The sequence below is a fragment of the Pseudoalteromonas sp. S3178 genome, assembly GCF_005886985.1.
Classification (GTDB): Bacteria; Pseudomonadota; Gammaproteobacteria; order Enterobacterales; family Alteromonadaceae; genus Pseudoalteromonas; species Pseudoalteromonas carrageenovora.
The window spans coordinates 38,170-54,364 of sequence record NZ_PNCW01000025.1 but is presented as its reverse complement, the minus strand read 5'-3'; the positions used below and the strand labels follow the sequence as shown (position 1 = coordinate 54,364).

Annotated in this window: 10 protein-coding genes, 6 tRNA genes and 1 other RNA gene; 14 read left to right on the top strand and 3 right to left on the bottom strand. The window is 39.3% G+C overall.

Features of this window, described 5'->3' with window-relative positions:
- Window positions 1–6 precede the first annotated feature (6 nt).
- Window positions 7–732: a tRNA (guanosine(46)-N7)-methyltransferase TrmB gene (gene trmB / locus CWC11_RS07110; RefSeq protein ID WP_138682137.1), complete on the bottom strand. Its 726-nt coding sequence runs from the start codon at window positions 730–732 to the stop codon at window positions 7–9.
- A gap of 161 nt (window positions 733–893) precedes the next feature.
- Between trmB and mutY the strand changes: the two genes are divergently transcribed.
- Together mutY and CWC11_RS07100 are read left to right on the top strand one after the other, a co-directional pair.
- The gene (gene mutY, locus CWC11_RS07105; protein ID WP_138682136.1) at window positions 894–1,955 is read left to right on the top strand and encodes an A/G-specific adenine glycosylase; all 1,062 of its coding nucleotides are present in this window, start codon (window positions 894–896) and stop codon (window positions 1,953–1,955) included.
- A 33-nt stretch (window positions 1,956–1,988) separates the two neighbouring features.
- Window positions 1,989–2,261, top strand: a complete 273-nt coding sequence (locus CWC11_RS07100) for an oxidative damage protection protein (RefSeq protein WP_004587535.1) — start codon at window positions 1,989–1,991, stop codon at window positions 2,259–2,261.
- Window positions 2,262–2,336: 75 nt separating this feature from the next.
- On the opposite strand, the gene CWC11_RS07095 is transcribed toward CWC11_RS07100, so the two are convergent.
- Window positions 2,337–5,120, bottom strand: a complete 2,784-nt coding sequence (locus CWC11_RS07095; RefSeq protein WP_138682135.1) for a hybrid sensor histidine kinase/response regulator — start codon at window positions 5,118–5,120, stop codon at window positions 2,337–2,339.
- A 339-nt stretch (window positions 5,121–5,459) separates the two neighbouring features.
- Between CWC11_RS07095 and CWC11_RS07090 the strand changes: the two genes are divergently transcribed.
- The 10 genes from CWC11_RS07090 to CWC11_RS07045 all read left to right on the top strand — a co-directional run bounded on the left by CWC11_RS07090 (window position 5,460) and on the right by CWC11_RS07045 (window position 13,514).
- Window positions 5,460–5,535, top strand: a tRNA-Phe gene (locus CWC11_RS07090).
- A 71-nt stretch (window positions 5,536–5,606) separates the two neighbouring features.
- A tRNA-Thr gene (locus CWC11_RS07085) sits at window positions 5,607–5,682 on the top strand.
- A gap of 52 nt (window positions 5,683–5,734) precedes the next feature.
- A tRNA-Phe gene (locus CWC11_RS07080) sits at window positions 5,735–5,810 on the top strand.
- A 57-nt stretch (window positions 5,811–5,867) separates the two neighbouring features.
- Window positions 5,868–5,943, top strand: a tRNA-Thr gene (locus CWC11_RS07075).
- A 128-nt stretch (window positions 5,944–6,071) separates the two neighbouring features.
- Window positions 6,072–6,147 (top strand) — tRNA-Phe (locus CWC11_RS07070).
- 104 nt (window positions 6,148–6,251) lie between these two features.
- Window positions 6,252–6,327: transfer RNA gene (locus CWC11_RS07065), tRNA-Thr, on the top strand.
- Between the two features lie 462 nt (window positions 6,328–6,789).
- The gene (locus CWC11_RS07060; RefSeq protein ID WP_138682134.1) at window positions 6,790–7,422 is read left to right on the top strand and encodes a putative quinol monooxygenase; all 633 of its coding nucleotides are present in this window, start codon (window positions 6,790–6,792) and stop codon (window positions 7,420–7,422) included.
- Between the two features lie 287 nt (window positions 7,423–7,709).
- Window positions 7,710–9,125 carry a TolC family protein gene (locus tag CWC11_RS07055; RefSeq protein WP_138682133.1) on the top strand — a complete coding sequence of 472 codons (1,416 nt, stop codon included), beginning with the start codon at window positions 7,710–7,712 and terminating at the stop codon, window positions 9,123–9,125.
- A complete protein-coding gene (locus CWC11_RS07050) occupies window positions 9,115–10,434 on the top strand; it encodes an efflux RND transporter periplasmic adaptor subunit (RefSeq protein ID WP_138682132.1) in 1,320 nt (439 codons plus the stop codon). Before CWC11_RS07055 ends, CWC11_RS07050 begins: the two co-directional genes overlap by 11 nt.
- Entirely contained in the window at window positions 10,431–13,514 is a 3,084-nt protein-coding gene (locus tag CWC11_RS07045) for an efflux RND transporter permease subunit (RefSeq protein WP_138682131.1), read from the top strand. The genes CWC11_RS07050 and CWC11_RS07045 overlap by 4 nt, the downstream gene beginning before the upstream one ends.
- Window positions 13,515–13,881: 367 nt before the next feature.
- Here CWC11_RS07045 and ssrS read toward each other — a convergent pair.
- Window positions 13,882–14,064, bottom strand: a non-coding RNA gene (ssrS, locus tag CWC11_RS07040) — 6S RNA.
- Between the two features lie 193 nt (window positions 14,065–14,257).
- Here ssrS and CWC11_RS07035 point away from each other — a divergent pair.
- Both CWC11_RS07035 and pepP read left to right on the top strand, forming a co-directional pair.
- Window positions 14,258–14,821 (top strand): UPF0149 family protein, encoded by a 564-nt coding sequence (locus CWC11_RS07035; RefSeq protein ID WP_058548079.1) that lies wholly within the window; start codon window positions 14,258–14,260, stop codon window positions 14,819–14,821.
- Window positions 14,822–14,859: 38 nt separating this feature from the next.
- On the top strand, window positions 14,860–16,182 hold the full coding sequence (gene pepP / locus CWC11_RS07030; protein ID WP_138682130.1) for a Xaa-Pro aminopeptidase: 1,323 nt from the start codon (window positions 14,860–14,862) through the stop codon (window positions 16,180–16,182).
- Window positions 16,183–16,195 lie beyond the last annotated feature (13 nt).

Below are 16,195 nucleotides of genomic sequence, written 5' to 3'. Positions count from 1 at the left end.
GTGTAATTACTTAGTGCGTTCAAACATTAAGTCCCAAACGCCGTGACCTAATCGGTGGCCGCGTTGCTCAAACTTAGTAAGTGGACGTAAGTCAGGGCGAGGCACGTAATCGTTAGTCTCTGATTGGTTTTTATAACCGGGGGCAGCTTGCATTACTTCTAGCATATGTTCTGCGTAGTTTTCCCAATCAGTAGCCATATGAAAAACACCGCCTATTTTTAATTTAGAACGTAGTTTTTCAGCAAATTCAGTTTGTACAATACGGCGTTTATGATGGCGCTTTTTATGCCATGGATCTGGGAAGAATAATTGCAATGTAGTAAGGCTCTCATCACTTAAGCAATCAGCAAGCACTTCTACTGCGTCGTGTTCAAACACGCGTAAATTAGTTACACCAGCTTCATCGGCATCCATTAAACATGCGCCAACGCCCGGACGGTGTACTTCTATACCAATAAAGTTAAGGTGCGGTGCAATTTTTGCCATTTCAACAAGTGACTTGCCCATACCAAAACCAATTTCTAGCACCACATCGTTGTTGTTACCAAACACTTGGGTTAAATCAAGTAAGCCATTTTTGTGCTCAAGGCCCATAGTTGGCCAGCATTTTTCAATCGCAGCGGCCTGACCTTTGGTTAATCGGCCTTCGCGTTTTACAAAACTACGAATAGTGCGGATGTACTTACCTTCTTGCTTAGCTTGCTCAAGGTTGTTGTTACTTGATTCACTCATATTATTGGCCTGACAAAAACAATGTGTTTAAAAATGGTTGCGTATTATCCCTGACCAAGACGCCAATCACAAGTATTAGCGTATTATACAGCCCACATAGCTTGATCTTTTTATTAACTACAATAGACTGAGCCGCCATTGAGCATGAGTAAAAGCGTAATATGTTAGATTTAGATAAAAAGCAGTCTGATTGGTTTGCCAGCCAAGTAGTTGATTGGTATCACCTCCATGGGCGTAAAACATTGCCGTGGCAATTAGGTAAAACCCCTTATAAAGTGTGGGTATCTGAGGTGATGTTACAGCAAACCCAAGTTGTTACTGTAATCCCATATTTTGAAAAATTTATGGCAAGCTTTCCTGATATTGTTGCTTTAGCTAATGCTGATGAAGATTTAGTACTGCATCACTGGACTGGCTTAGGTTATTACGCGCGTGCGCGCAATCTACATAAAACCGCTAAAATAGTACGTGATAAGTACCATGGTGAGTTTCCGCAAACACTTGATGAGGTAATGGACTTACCAGGAATAGGGCGCTCTACAGCTGGAGCTGTGCTGTCGCTTTCGCTTGGACAGCATCATCCAATTTTAGATGGCAATGTTAAGCGTGTATTAGCACGTTACTTTATGATTGAAGGCTGGTACGGCGTTAAAAAAGTAGAAAACCAGTTATGGCATTTATCTAATCAGCTTACACCTAAAAATAGCGTAACTGAATTTAATCAAGCCATGATGGATTTAGGTGCAAGCCTTTGCTCTCGTAGCCGCTTTGATTGCCAGGCATGTCCGTTAAATTCAGGCTGTGGTGCTTTTAATGCAGGTAAGGTAAAAGAATTTCCGCACTCTAAACCTAAAAAAGCAGTCCCTAAAAAAAGCTGCCATCAATTAATTATTAAGTGTGATGAAAAAGTCTTAATGGAAAAGCGCCCAAGCAGTGGGATTTGGGGAGGTTTGTTTGGCTTTTTTGAATTTAACGAGTTCAGCGACCTTGAACTATTTTTAGCTCAGCAAGGCATTAATAGCGATCTCGATTTACTAGAACCTTTTACTCATGTTTTTTCGCATTTTGAATTAACTATTAATCCGCATGTACTTAATGTTAAGCAAATTCCAGATGTAGTAAACGATAAACAATTAGTGTGGTATCCGCTTGATCAATCTGTAGAGGTTGGCTTAGCTGCACCCACTAAAAAGTTGGTTAAACAAATTAGCCCAATAGGTTAAACTATTAGCATTTAGCGCTTAAGAGAGTCAATTATGGCACGTACAGTATTTTGTCAAAAGTTACAAAAAGAAGCCGAAGGGCTTGGTTTTCAGTTATACCCAGGTGAACTTGGCGAGAAAATTTTTAACAATATTTCTAAAGAAGCTTGGGGGCAGTGGCAGCATAAGCAAACAATGCTTATCAATGAAAAACACTTAAATATGATGGACCCAGAGCACCGTACATTTTTAGAAGAGCAAATGGTTGGCTTTTTGTTTGAAGATAAAGATGTTGAAATTGAAGGTTACCGACCGCCTGAAAAGTAACTCTATTATTTAAAGTTATAAAAAAAGGGCTATTTAGCCCTTTTTTATTATCAAATTAGCTTACTCGCGTTATTGTTAATCGGTCAGCTCGTCCTCTTGCTCATCTTCAGCTGTTCTTACTTGCTCTTTTAAAAATTGAGCTGCTTTAGAGTATTCAATTTCAAGCTTATCGCGTAAATCTATTAACTCATCAGTGCTTAGCTCATCTTCTTTACATTTATCTTCAAATGCATTTGCAAGCTCAGATACCATTTGTGCGCCAATTGTTTTAGAAATTGATTTTAATTGATGGCACCCATCAATGATCTCACTTAAATCGTTAACCATCACACCAGAGTTAATACTTTTAATTAGCCCTTGGCTTTGTTCTAAATACATTTTGAAAAAGCGAATTTGTTTAGCTGTATCGCCATTTACATATTTAGTAACGGCTTCCATATCAATAGGCAATGCTGTTGTTTGATGAATAATTACATTTTGGCTTTGGTTTTGCTTATCGCTCCAACGTTTTAAAGTATCTTCTAGTGCGTTAAGTTCAATAGGTTTAGTAATAAAGTCATTAATACCTACAGCTAAACATCGCTCTTTTTCACCTTTAAGTGCGTTTGCGGTTACAGCAATAATATAAGGTTGTGCATCTACTGATTCTAATAGCTCGGCTTCGTTACGAATTTTTTCGACCATATCGTAGCCCGACATTTTAGGCATATGTAGATCGGTTAAAATAAGTGAGTAGTCACCTTTTCTCCACATATCTAGACCTTCTTCACCGTTGTTAGCTATTTCAACGCCAAATCCTAGTATGTGTAATTGGTCAGTTAATACTTGCTGATTTAAGAGATTGTCTTCTACTAACAAAATTAACTTGTTAGATTTACGAGCTTGCTCAACATTTAAGTAGTTATTAAGTGACTTGGTTTTTTTAATTTGCTTAGGAGTGTGCAGACCCGCAGCAACTAAAATAGAAAGCATAAAATTAGATTTACACAAAGGTGAGGCATTTATATAAAAAATATTTTTATGATTTATAGCCGCTTCATCAAGCTTACTTAATACCACGACTTGTTGGTTATAATCTTCTAATGAATAAAATAAACGCCTAAGCAGTGCGTTAGTTTTATCCATGTTATCTATACCGTCAGCTACCCAAATAATATCTTGAGAGTATTGGTGCTCTTCTATTTCAGCTTCGCTATGCACATAAGTGATTTTAGCGCCCATAAACGATAAGTAACGATACATTACTTTTTCACGTTCAAGGTGGTTACTGGCAACAATAATTTGTTTACCCGCTAGCGCACCTTTGTGTGCGTATTTAATTTTACCGGATGTGCTAAATGGCAACTCAACAGTAAACTCACTGCCAATGCCTGCATGGCTCGTAACATGAATTGTACCAAGCATTAGCTCGGTTAAACTTTTACAAATAGAGAGGCCTAAACCTGTACCACCATATTCTCGGGTAATTGAGTTTTCGGCTTGTATGAATGGGTTAAATATTTCACGTAGTTGAGCTTGGGTCATCCCTTTACCATTATCAGTTACGCAAAAGCGTAAGGTAAAGTGATCAGCAGTATTATGAGCAACTTCTACTGATATTTTTACATGGCCCTGAGTTTTCTCATCGGTGCTTGTAAATTTAATTGCATTACTACATAGGTTATAAAGAACCTGACGAACGCGTACGCTGTCGCCTGTAAGGTTTGTCGGAATATCAGGCGCTATTGATAGCTCTAAATCAAGCTCTCGTTTTTTTGCAACAGAAGAGAGTACTCTAGCAACTTCTTCAATAGTATCGGTTACAGAAAACGGGGTGGGATCTATATTAAGTTTTCCGGCCTCAATTTTAGAAAAATCTAATATGTCATCCAAAATGCTTAATAGCGAAAATGCCGATTCACGAATAATCGTACTTAAGCGATGCTGTGCACCATCAAGCTCTGTTTGACGTAATAAATCAATAGTGCCTATAACGCCATTCATAGGTGTTCTTATTTCGTGGCTCATTGTGGCTAAAAAGGTTGTTTTAGTTTCGCTAGCTCGCTCAGCTTTTAAGGTTGCTTGTTCAAGGGCTAAAGTACGGTTTTGAACTTCGGCTTCAAGTCCATTTTGTAGTTTATAGAGCTCTTTTTGTGCGGCGTCGTTTTCACTCAACGCACTTTGCACTTTTTGCAGTAATAAATTAACGTGCTTTGCAACCACGCCTAAGCCAATGTCTAGCCGCTCATTAACACTGCTATCGTAATTAGCGTCTTCTGTTATTGCTTTTAATTCTTGAGTAAGCGAGTTGGTGCTTTTACGTAAACGCGTATTAATGTACATATTAAAAGCTAAAGTAAGTATAAATAGCGCAGCTACGCTTGCTATAGCAATAATGTAGGCAATAACTTGCGAGTCTTGGGCGCTTAGCGGTGGCGCCATTACCTTTTGCTTAATTATAAGCTCGCCAATTGGTTGATCATTCAGCGTTAATATATGATGTAAAATACCTTTCTCAACCAGATGCTGGTCGGTTTTAATTGAGTCTATAGCTGGTTGACTACTGCTGTATACTAGTTGAGTTTCCGAGGTAGCATTAAAACGATATAAAGTGTATTCGAAATCGTTATCTAGTAGGGACGTTAAATCAAGTAACTGCTTTACTTTACCTTGGCCGTACATAGTAAGTGCATCAACCATTGGTAAATTAAGTCTATTAGCAAGAGTTGTAATATTTATTGATGGCTCTGGCTGAACTGAGTTAGTTTCACTTTGTGTATAAAATGAATGTGCAATAATAGCGAGCGCTGTTACTGTAATATTAATGATTAAAAAAAGAGGTAGTAAGCCTTTTACCGGTGAAGAGAATTTACTCTGCATTGAATGTTCCCAGTTGGTATATTTAACTTCGGTAAGCCTTTACCGTATTATTATAGTAATCGTAACATTTACAAAAAATAATTCACTACGTTTTTAGTCTGGTTTAATTGATTATATAAGAGATTTTGAACTTTATTTGGTGGATAAATAAACATAAGTTTATAAAAAAGCCTCAGGTTGCTTGAAAACCGTTCAAACAGTTATAAAGAGTAAAAAAAAAGTTGACTTGTAAGGGCAAAACTCGTTTAATACGCCGCACGCCCAGATAGCTCAGTCGATAGAGCTGAGTGGGAATTGCATTAAAAATCCTTTAAGATTTTTAATTAGCACTGTTTAAGTGCCTCGATAGCTCAGTTGGTAGAGCAGAGGATTGAAAATCCTCGTGTCCCTGGTTCGATTCCGGGTCGAGGCACCATTTATTAAAGTAGTGGTGTTTAATCAATAGTTTAAACATTATTACGCGTGCCTTAGCACACAGTTTTGTGTGCCGACTTAGCTCAGCTGGTAGAGCAACTGACTTGTAATCAGTAGGTCAACCGTTCGACTCGGTTAGTCGGCACCATTTATTAAGTTAAAGATTAATTTTATTAATCGGTAACTAGCACAGTTTATGTGCCTCGATAGCTCAGTCGGTAGAGCAGAGGATTGAAAATCCTCGTGTCCGTGGTTCGATTCCGCGTCGAGGCACCATTTACTCAAAGTTCTCAATCTTTAAAATTGAACGTGCCTTAGCACACAGTTTTGTGTGCCGACTTAGCTCAGCTGGTAGAGCAACTGACTTGTAATCAGTAGGTCAACCGTTCGACTCGGTTAGTCGGCACCATTTATTTAAAGTAATTTGAAAAGAAAACTGTAATCAGTAGTCTGTTTAAGTTACCCGTCGACTCGGTTAGTCGGCACCATTTATTTAAGTTAATTGTTATTTTAACCGTTAACTAGCACAGTTTATGTGCCTCGATAGCTCAGTCGGTAGAGCAGAGGATTGAAAATCCTCGTGTCCGTGGTTCGATTCCGCGTCGAGGCACCATTTATTAAAAACCTTGCTTATTAGCAAGGTTTTTTGTTTTTAAATAGTGCTATAAAAGTTCTCAATCTTTAAAATTGAGCGTGCCTTAGCACACAGTTTTGTGTGCCGACTTAGCTCAGCTGGTAGAGCAACTGACTTGTAATCAGTAGGTCAACCGTTCGACTCGGTTAGTCGGCACCATTTATTTAAAAGCCTCGCTTATTGCGGGGCTTTTTTGTTTGCATTAAAGTATATGCAGTTGTTAATAAAACAACTGACTTGTAATCAGTAGTCTGTATAAGTTATCCGTTCGACTTAGTTTGTCGGCACCATTTATTTAAAAGCCTCGCTTATTGCGGGGCTTTTTTGTTTGCATTAAAGTACATGCAGTTGATAATAAAACAACTGACTTGTAATCAGTAGTCTGTATAAGTGATCCGTTCGACTTAGTTTGTCGGCACCATTTATTTAAAAGCTTCGCTTATTGCGGGGCTTTTTTTGTATTTGTGGTTTATTCAACATTATTATGGGCAATATCTTCCATATTAATTGGGTTGATCCCCTCTTTTTAAAAACTCTCACCTTTTGCACAATTAGCCTATCTACTCTCGCTGACTATTTTTATAAATGGCGATATAGCAACAAAATAAGTATGGGCTAATTATGATCACACAAATTGTTAAGTTTAATATTAAAGAACAAAATATTGAGCAGTTTAAAGCATTACTAGAAGACGATAAGCAAGGCGCTAAAGCCGAAACTGGCCTATTAGAAATGCGTTTATATCAAGATAAAAACGCACCGGGTGTATTTTTTGCTTATGAGCGTTTTGAAGATCAAAACGCGGTTGATTACCATGGCGCTCAAGGGTATACACACGCTTTATTACAAGTATTACCAGAAATTAGCCAATCTGCACCAGAGGTTATGCTTCTTGAAAACACAGCTCCCGCACCACTTCACAAAAGTAATCCAAAAGTTATAAGCCCAGAAGACGATGTGTTTATTTTATTTTTTATATTTAAAATTAAGCCAAGTTTTAAAGATCAGTTAATAGAGCGTTTTGAAACGCATGTAGAGCAAACTCGTAGCCAAGAGCCGGGTAATCTAGTGTTTGACTTATATAGCATTGAAAACAACAACGATACATTAGTTGTATACGAACATTGGCGAAATGAGTCGGCTCTATGGGATATTCACTTTAATCAGCCGTACGCGCTAGAAACAGCAAAATTGTTAGAGCAAGCTGTTATTGGTGATATGAAACAGTACATGAGCTTTGTTACTGAAATTTAAGCTTCTGCCAATTCGCTATAATACTGCCTTGTTAGTGACCTATTTTATTAATGCGATAATAGGTCACTAATTTTAATATAGCGTGTATAACTTCCCACCTAGCAAATGTTATACGTTATGACGTTTATTTTTTTACATTTAAACCTGATCAAACTCTCACTTTTACCGTATAACTGGCTATTATGTTAATTCATCGCAACGTATGTAATGTTATGTAAAGTAAGTTGAGCAAAATTTTCCAAAGTGCTTGAATTACATTCATAAATGGCAGTAATTTAGGTTTAAATATGATTTGGCAATACAAGCCAACTTTATTGGCAATTAGCGTGATGCTGCTTAGCGGCTGTGCGAGTAGTTTAAACTCGTCTCAGCGTTTAGAACAGCCCGATGATGTGCCAAAGCAGTGGCAACAAAAAGCATCAAATTCAGTATTAGCAGTGAAAAACGATTGGCTTACACAGTTACAAAACCCTACGCTTGATAAGTTTGTAAAACAAGCGCTTAAAAACAACCAGCAACTTTTACAAACAAGCTATGATGTTGAAATTCAAAAGCAGCAGCTAATAGTATCTGGCGCAGCACTTTGGCCAAGCCTAGATTTATCTGCTCGCACAAGTCGAAGTAAAGATAATCGTCCTGTTAGTTACGATAACGCAAGCTCAGTCAGTTTAGATTTAACTTATGAAGTTGATTTATGGGGTAAATTGTCTGATTCTAAGCGTGAGGCTAATCTTAATTATTTAGCTCAACAAGCACGCTTTGAGCAAGCCAAGCAGCAACTGGTCGCAGATGTTGTTACCAGTTGGTTTGATGTCGTTTCAGCGCAGCAGTTGCTAGATCTATTTAAACGCAGAGAAGAAAACGCCCAACAAAGCCTAGAAATAATTGAATCAGGCTATCGTCAGGGTATTAATGAAGCACTTGATGTGTACCTTGCTCGAAACGAGCTTAACACTGAGCGCACTCGCATAGCGACGCAGCAAGCCAATTTATCGGCTTCATCGCGTATTTTTGAACGCCTGCTAGGCGAATATCCAAAAGGTGCTATTAGCGCTAATAGTGACTTACCCGTTATTAATACCGCTATACCTTTAGGTTTACCATCAGAACTTATAACGCGCAAACCCACATTGCGTGCTAGCTGGTATGAGCTTTTAGCTACCGATGCAGCTTTAGCTTATGCACACAAACTGCGTTTTCCAAGTTTAAATTTAACTGCGTCTTTAAGTGATAGTACAGATAGAGTGAGCGATTTATTTTCTTCTTCAAGCCTCGCTTGGTCTTTACTTGGCAGTATTTCAACGCCACTTTTTGAAGGTGGGCGTTTAAAAGCAAACGAAGAAATAGCGCGCCTTAATACTCAAAAGCAAGAGCAGCTTTATTTACAAACGCTTTATGATGCGTTTGGCGATGTTGAAAACGCAATTTCACAGCAACAATCTCTTAAAGCGCAGTACACAAGTACTCTAGAAGCACAAGAAAACGCCCTTGCAGCAGAGCAGCTTTCGTTTGAGCAATATCAAAGTGGCTTGGTGACTTATACAACGGTACTTGATGCCCAAGATCGTTCTTTTGACGCGCAAAGTTCTTTAATTGAAATCAAAAATCAATTAATAGCTAACAGAATTAACTTACACATTGCCCTTGGTGGTGATTTTGCAAAACCCTCAAGTGAACTAAAGAGCAATAACGATGAAAACTAAAACTGCAAAAATTTTAATCCCTGCCGTAGTTATCGTGGCGACTTTATTAATTGTTATGTTTATTAAAGGTAATCCACCTGAAGCTAGGCGTTCAGGTAAGCCACCTAAAGCAATAATAAGTGTTTCAGCACTTGAGCTAAAACCGCAAAACTATCAAATTATGATAGACAGCTATGGCACGGTAAAACCGCGTACGCAAAGCTTATTGGTAGCCCAGGCTTCGGGGCAAATAATTGACGTAAGCGATGATTTTAGAGAAGGCGGTTTTTTTGAAAAAGGCGATGTACTTTTACAACTAGATGATAGAGATCATCAAGCTGAAGTTAAATCGGCACAAGCTAATTTATTAAGTGCAGAGCAAAGCTTACTTGAAGAAAAAGCCCGAGGACAGCAAGCCATAACTGATTGGCAGCGTTTAGGTGGCTCTGAAAAAGCAAGTAGCTTAGTGCTACGTGAACCACAATTAGCAGCCGCTGAGGCAGAAGTTTTGTCAGCGCAGGCTGCACTTGAAAAAGCACAGCTTGATTTAGAGCGTACAAAAGTAACAGCGCCTTACGCTGGACGTATACTTAGTCGCAGTGTTGATTTAGGGCAAGTGGTGAGTAATAACACGCAACTTGCCACCATTTATGCAATCGACAGTGTTGAGATCCGCCTACCTATTAAAAATAAAGACTTGTCGTTTGTTAATTTACCAGAGCAGTACCGTGATGGCGCTAAAAACCAAGCCGGTTCTTTAGTTGAGTTTACCTCTGATTTAGTAGGAGAGCAGCAATGGCAAGGGCAGCTTACACGCACCGAAGGCGCTATAGATGAAAATGCACAGCAACTTTATGTTGTTGCTAAAATTGATGACCCATACAAAGCGACAGCTAATAATCAATACCCTATAAAAATAGGCCAGTATATAAAGGCGCAAATTACAGGTAAAACAGTGTCTAATGCACTTATAATTCCTAATAGCACAATTTACCAAGGCACTTACGTTTACATAGTGCAAGAGGGTGTACTTAAACGCAAAGACATCACGCTTGCTTGGCAAAACGCAACACAGGCAATGATCAAAACAGGCCTAACTGCGGGCGATAAATTGGTGCTAACACCACTTGGACAAGTGAGTTCAGGTACTCAAGTGAGTATTTTAGGTGAGCAAAATGCAGAGCAAACCAAAGGGAAAAGTGCGCAGGGGCAAGGCAGAGGAAAACGCATGTCACCAGAGCAGCTTGAGGAAAAAGCAAAAGAGTTGGGTATTAGCGTTGAAGAGTTAATGAAAAAGCGCCGCGCTGAAAAACAAGGAGGCAGACCATGATAGCTTGGTTTACTAAAAACCATGTTGCTGCCAATTTATTATTAGTAACATTATTATTGTCGGGGCTTTTTAGTTTATCAAATAAGATACCGCTTGAAGTTTTTCCGTCTTTTGAAACTGATATGATAAGCGTAAATGTAAGCTTATTGGGCTCAACACCAGAAGATGTAGAGCAAGGGGTGACTATACGTATAGAAGAAGCAGTTCAAGACTTAGAGGGCATTAAACAAATATTTAGTCGCTCATCAGAAGGTTCTGGTTCTGTTACTATCGAAGTAGAAAGCGGCTACGACCCTCGTGAATTACTCGCTGATATAAAAAGTCGCGTAGATGCCATAAATACCTTTCCCGCTGATGCTGAAAAGCCTGTAGTGGCTCTTGCTGAGCGAATTAGAGATGTAATTGCTGTTACTGTATCAAGTGTTTATGGCGAAAAAGAAACCCTTGAATACGCCGAAAAAGTTCGCGATGATATTTTGCGTCTGCCCAACGTAACGCAAGTAGAGCTAAGTGGTGTTCGTGATTACGAAATTGCTATAGAAGTAAGCCAAGATACCCTTCGCCAGTACGATTTAAGCCTTGCAGAAATATCTAGCGCTGTCGCTAATTCGAGCAAAGATATTTCTGCCGGTAACTTAAAAACGCAAGGGGGAGATGTACTTATTAGCTCTAAAGGGCAAGCTTATCGTAAAGATGAATTTGCCAATATTGTGGTAAAAAACCAAGCTGATGGCACCATTATTCGTCTAGGGGATATTGCATTAATCAAAGATGACTTTGAAGAAACCCCAGTGCGTACTCGCTTTAATGGTAAGCAAGCGGCCTTTATTGATGTGTATCGAATTGGTCCGCAAAGCGCGATTGCAGTTGCGGATGATGTAAAAAATTACATTAAAGAGGAGCAAAGTTCGCTTCCTCAAGGATTCGAACTTAGTTATTGGGATGATGACTCGGAGCTTGTAAAAAGCCGTATTTCAACCTTAACGACCAATGCCCTACAAGGTGGTATTTTAGTACTGGCTTTACTAACTTTATTTTTACGCCCTGCCATTGCATTTTGGGTGTTTATTGGTATTCCGGTTTCATTTATGGGGGCATTTATTGCTATGCCGATATTTGGCGTAACGCTTAATATTATGAGTCTATTTGGCTTTATATTAGTGCTGGGAATTGTGGTAGATGATGCCATAGTAACGGGAGAGAACGTTTATACTCACCTCAAAACTGCTGAGTCGGGCGAACAAGCTGCTATTTTAGGCACGCAAGAAGTGGCAACACCGGTTACGTTTGGCGTGTTAACAACAGTAGCCGCCTTTTTACCTTTAGCGTTTATTGAAGGCGCACGCGGGGCTTTATTTGCACAAATTCCGGTGGTGGTTATTCCTGTATTACTATTCTCGTTAATTGAGTCTAAGTTTGTGCTACCTGCACATTTAAAATACATAAAACTTCGCAATCAAAAAACAAAATCATCAAAGTTTGATGTTCTTCAACAGCGTTTTGCAGATGGATTTGAAAACGCTATCTTGAAGTATTACCAACCAATATTAAATTTAGCACTACGTCATAAGCTGGCATCGGTTAGCTTATTTATCGGCGTGTTTTGTATCATATTAACGATGATCACCAGTGGTTGGACTAAGTTTGTATTTTTTCCACGTATCCCAAGCGAAACGATAAAAGTAGAGCTTACGCTACCTACCGGCACTCCGTTTGAAGTGACTAATAAATACGTGATTGATATGTCGCAAAAAGCGCAGCAATTACAAGAAAAATATCGCGACCCAGATACCGGAGAGAGCGTTATTTTAAATATATTAGCAACAACTGGCGGGCGTGGAGGCGTTTCTAATTCAGGCTCTGTGCGCTTTGAAATTACACCTGCTGAAGAGCGTGAATCTGACATAGGTTCAAGTGAGCTTGCAAGTGAGTGGCGTGATTTAATTGGGATTATACCAGGGGCAGAAAGCCTCACGTTCAGAGCTGAAATAGGGCGAAGTTCAGATCCAATAGATGTGCAGCTAAGCGGTACATCGTTAACTATTTTACAAGATGTAGCTGATCATATTAAAACACGCTTGGCGACTTACCCAACGGTATTTGATATTGCCGATAGTATGTCAGATGGTAAAGAAGAGTTACGCATAGAGCTAACCGACCAGGGTTTAGCGCTTGGGTTAAATAGATCCGATGTTGCAGGGCAGGTACGCAGCTCGTTTTATGGCTCGCAGGTACAGCGTATTCAACGTGGTCGCGATGATGTACGTGTAATGGTGCGCTTGCCTATTGATGAGCGTCGCTCAGTTGCTGATTTGAAAAACATATTAATAGATACCCCTTCAGGTGGCTCAGTACCGTTATCACATGTAGCTACGCTAAGCGCAGGGCAAAGCCCATCTACAATAAACCGTATAGACCGCTATCGTACTTTAAATATTACCGCTGATATTGAAAAAGATAACACCAACATGACGGTGCTTCAGGCTGATTTAGCTGAGTATTTAGATGGTTTAATGCAGCAATACCCAGGTGTTGATTACAAACTCGAAGGTGAAGCTAAAGAGCAAAGAGAGTCGTTTGGCTCACTTGGCTGGGCGCTCATTTTTGTGTTCTTTATAATTTATGCATTACTAGCTATACCGCTTAAATCGTACATGCAGCCAATTATTGTAATGAGCGTTATACCATTTGGAATGATTGGTGCCGTAGTGGGGCATTGGATCATGGGCATGGATTTAACCATTATGAGTTTGTTAGGTATGCTTGCACTCATTGGCGTTGTGGTAAATGACTCGCTGGTTTTAGTTGATTTTATTAATAAAAAACGCAGTGAAGGTGGCGCTATAATTGATGCGGTTAAGGCTGCTGGTGCATCACGCTTTCGCCCCGTAATGTTAACCAGTTTAACTACATTTATAGGCTTAATGCCGCTGTTATTTGAAAAGGCAACGCAAGCACAATTTTTAATTCCAATGGCGGTAAGCCTTGGGTTTGGGATTATCTTTGCAACCTTTATTACTCTATTGCTAGTACCCATAAACTATATGTTGATGGAGCGGTTTCAGGGTTGGTTTAAGTAACTAGAGTTAAAGCTAAATAAATTGAAAAGAGTTCTAGGACTAAGCTGTGAGTGAGAAATTGCTTACAGCTTTTTTTTGCTAAAGTTTATAGCAATTTTATTAAAAGCATGGTCAATTTATTGTATTAAATAGGCACTCACTGCGTTAAAAATTATTTATATACGACGCTATGGATGCATAAGCTAGAGCAATGCACGGAGTAATTAGCGATAACAACTCTATGTCATAGTTTTCGTTTTATAGTTGCATTATTTTCTAGGCGCTTTAATAAATAGCTAACTTAATACCATTGAAATTATAAAAATAATTTAGAAAGTTGTAACAAGGAAGATGAATAAATAATAAGAGGGATTATAAAACTAAGAAGGTGTTCCCCAAGATACGGTACCCGGTTTCAGTCCTGAAACCAGAAGGTTTCAGGGCGGAAATCTGCGGTTTACCGTAGGCTTCTCGGTACATGCCAAGCTTGCACAATAGTAGACGAACAGAAATCCTGGTATAAAATTTATCGGCTCAGGGACTTAACCAAGCTCCGGTACCCCAGGGAACAATTTAAGTATATAAGACATAATCCAATCCTTAAACCCTAAACGTAAAAAATTAAACCGTTCGCTTAGTTTTCCCCCAGGTTTAACTCATCATTTACTTTATCGCATGCTTTTTGAGCTTGATCATACAATTAATTGGAGTTGCTTTTTATCGAGTGGTAGCATTGCTTTAACTAGCAAAGTGAAGATATAAACATGAGCGATTTACCTGATTACGAAAAAGCCCAGCTGCTTTTAGAAAAAAACGAAATTTTTGTATCACCTGCAGAAGCACATGGCGTTATTAGTGGCTTATTAGCATGTGGGTTAAGTATTGACGATAAAGAATACTTAGGCTTATTAAGCGACGTATTTAACGATGGTGAATCGTTTAGTAACGATTTAAAGCAATTTTTTGGCACTATTTATAAGCAAGTAGTTGCAAGCTTTAACGATGAAGCCTTTGCGTTTGACTTATTTTTACCAAGTGACGACGAAACACTCATCGATCAGGCAAATGGCCTCGTATCATGGGTTGCAGGCTTTATGCTTGGCTTTGGCTTAAAGCAAAAAGATTACGGTAAGTTATCGGCAGACGTTAAAGAGGTTATTAGTGATTTTAGCGAGATCACTCGCCTAGATACCACCTTTGAAGAAACCGAAGAAGACAGCAATGCGCTTCATGAAGTGATTGAGTATGTTCGAGTGTCGGCACTGCTTTGCTTTGCAGAGTTAGGTAAAGAGCAAAAAACACAAACAACTAAAAAAACTCTGCACTAAACATTCACTTTTAAAACAGCAAAACGGGTTGGTAAATAATGGTTGAAATAGATAAGTCAGAATTTAAAGCACGTCGCGAGAGCTTACTGGCACAAATGGATGCAAACAGTGTGGCAATTATTCCTGCCGCCAGTGAAGTTACCCGCAGCCGCGACACTGAATATGCTTTTAGACAAGATAGCGACTTTTTTTATTTAACCGGTTTTAACGAACCCGATGCCGTTTTAGTGCTTAGTAATAACTGCGATATACCTAGTACACTATTTTGTCTTGATAAAGATAAACTAGCCGAAATTTGGCATGGCCGCAGAATTGGCTTTGATAAAGCTAAAAGTGACTACTTGTTTGATGAAGCTTACCCGCTAAGTGAGTTAAACGATAAGCTAGTAACTATGCTCAATGAAAAAGATGCAATTTATTTTGCACAAGGCGCTTATCCTTCATTTGATACTAAAGTATTATCGTTACTAGGTACGCTTAGAAGTGGCTCACGAAAAGGCCTTAAAGCACCAGGTACCATAAAAGAAATACGCGGTCTGATTCATGAAATGCGTTTGTTTAAATCGCCAAGCGAAGTAAACATTATGCGTGAAGGCTGTGAAATAAGTGCTCGTGGGCACATGCGAGCAATGCGCTATTCGCACCCCGGTGCTACTGAGTTTCAGCTAGAAGCAGAGCTGCATCATCATTATGCAATGAACGGTGCGCCGCACCCAGCTTATGGCACCATTGTTGGCAGTGGCGATAACGCTAATATTTTGCACTACACGCAAAATAGCGATGTGTTAAAAGCGGGCGACCTAGTATTAATTGACTCTGGCTGTGAGCTACAAGGCTACGCGGCTGATATTACGCGTACTTTTCCCGTAAATGGACAATTTAGCGAGCCGCAAGCCGCGCTTTATAACATTGTACTTAAAGCACAAGAAGTGGCTTTTGAAGAGGTTAAACCCGGCGGGTTTATGTCGCACGCTAATAAACGTGCAATGCAAGTGATGACCCAAGGTTTACTCGAACTAGGTATTTTAACCGGCGACTTTGATGAATTAATGGCAAAAGGAGCGTGCAAAGAATACTACATGCATGGTCTTGGTCATTGGTTAGGGCTAGATGTTCACGATGTAGGTGATTACAAACAAAATAATGTTGAACGCGCATTTGAGCCAGGCATGGTTTTAACCATAGAGCCCGGGCTTTATATAAGTGAAGATTCAAACGCACCACAGCAATATAAAGGCATTGGTATTCGTATTGAAGATAACCTTTTGATCACTGAATCAGGGCACGAAAACCTAACCCTAAGTGTGCCTAAAACCATAAACGATATTGAAACACTAATGCAAAGCGCTAAAAACGCATAAGCTTGGAGAGTAA

Excerpts from the sequence above, each read along its gene's own strand:
- pepP (WP_138682130.1), top strand. The coding sequence starts at position 14,860 with ATGGTTGAAATAGATAAGTCAGAATTTAAAGCACGTCGCGAGAGCTTA.
- CWC11_RS07055 (WP_138682133.1), top strand. The coding sequence starts at position 7,710 with ATGATTTGGCAATACAAGCCAACTTTATTGGCAATTAGCGTGATGCTG.
- CWC11_RS07050 (WP_138682132.1), top strand. The coding sequence starts at position 9,115 with ATGAAAACTAAAACTGCAAAAATTTTAATCCCTGCCGTAGTTATCGTG.
- CWC11_RS07100 (WP_004587535.1), top strand. The coding sequence starts at position 1,989 with ATGGCACGTACAGTATTTTGTCAAAAGTTACAAAAAGAAGCCGAAGGG.
- CWC11_RS07035 (WP_058548079.1), top strand. The coding sequence starts at position 14,258 with ATGAGCGATTTACCTGATTACGAAAAAGCCCAGCTGCTTTTAGAAAAA.
- CWC11_RS07045 (WP_138682131.1), top strand. The coding sequence starts at position 10,431 with ATGATAGCTTGGTTTACTAAAAACCATGTTGCTGCCAATTTATTATTA.
- CWC11_RS07060 (WP_138682134.1), top strand. The coding sequence starts at position 6,790 with ATGATCACACAAATTGTTAAGTTTAATATTAAAGAACAAAATATTGAG.
- CWC11_RS07095 (WP_138682135.1), bottom strand. The coding sequence starts at position 5,120 with ATGCAGAGTAAATTCTCTTCACCGGTAAAAGGCTTACTACCTCTTTTT.
- trmB (WP_138682137.1), bottom strand. The coding sequence starts at position 732 with ATGAGTGAATCAAGTAACAACAACCTTGAGCAAGCTAAGCAAGAAGGT.
- mutY (WP_138682136.1), top strand. The coding sequence starts at position 894 with ATGTTAGATTTAGATAAAAAGCAGTCTGATTGGTTTGCCAGCCAAGTA.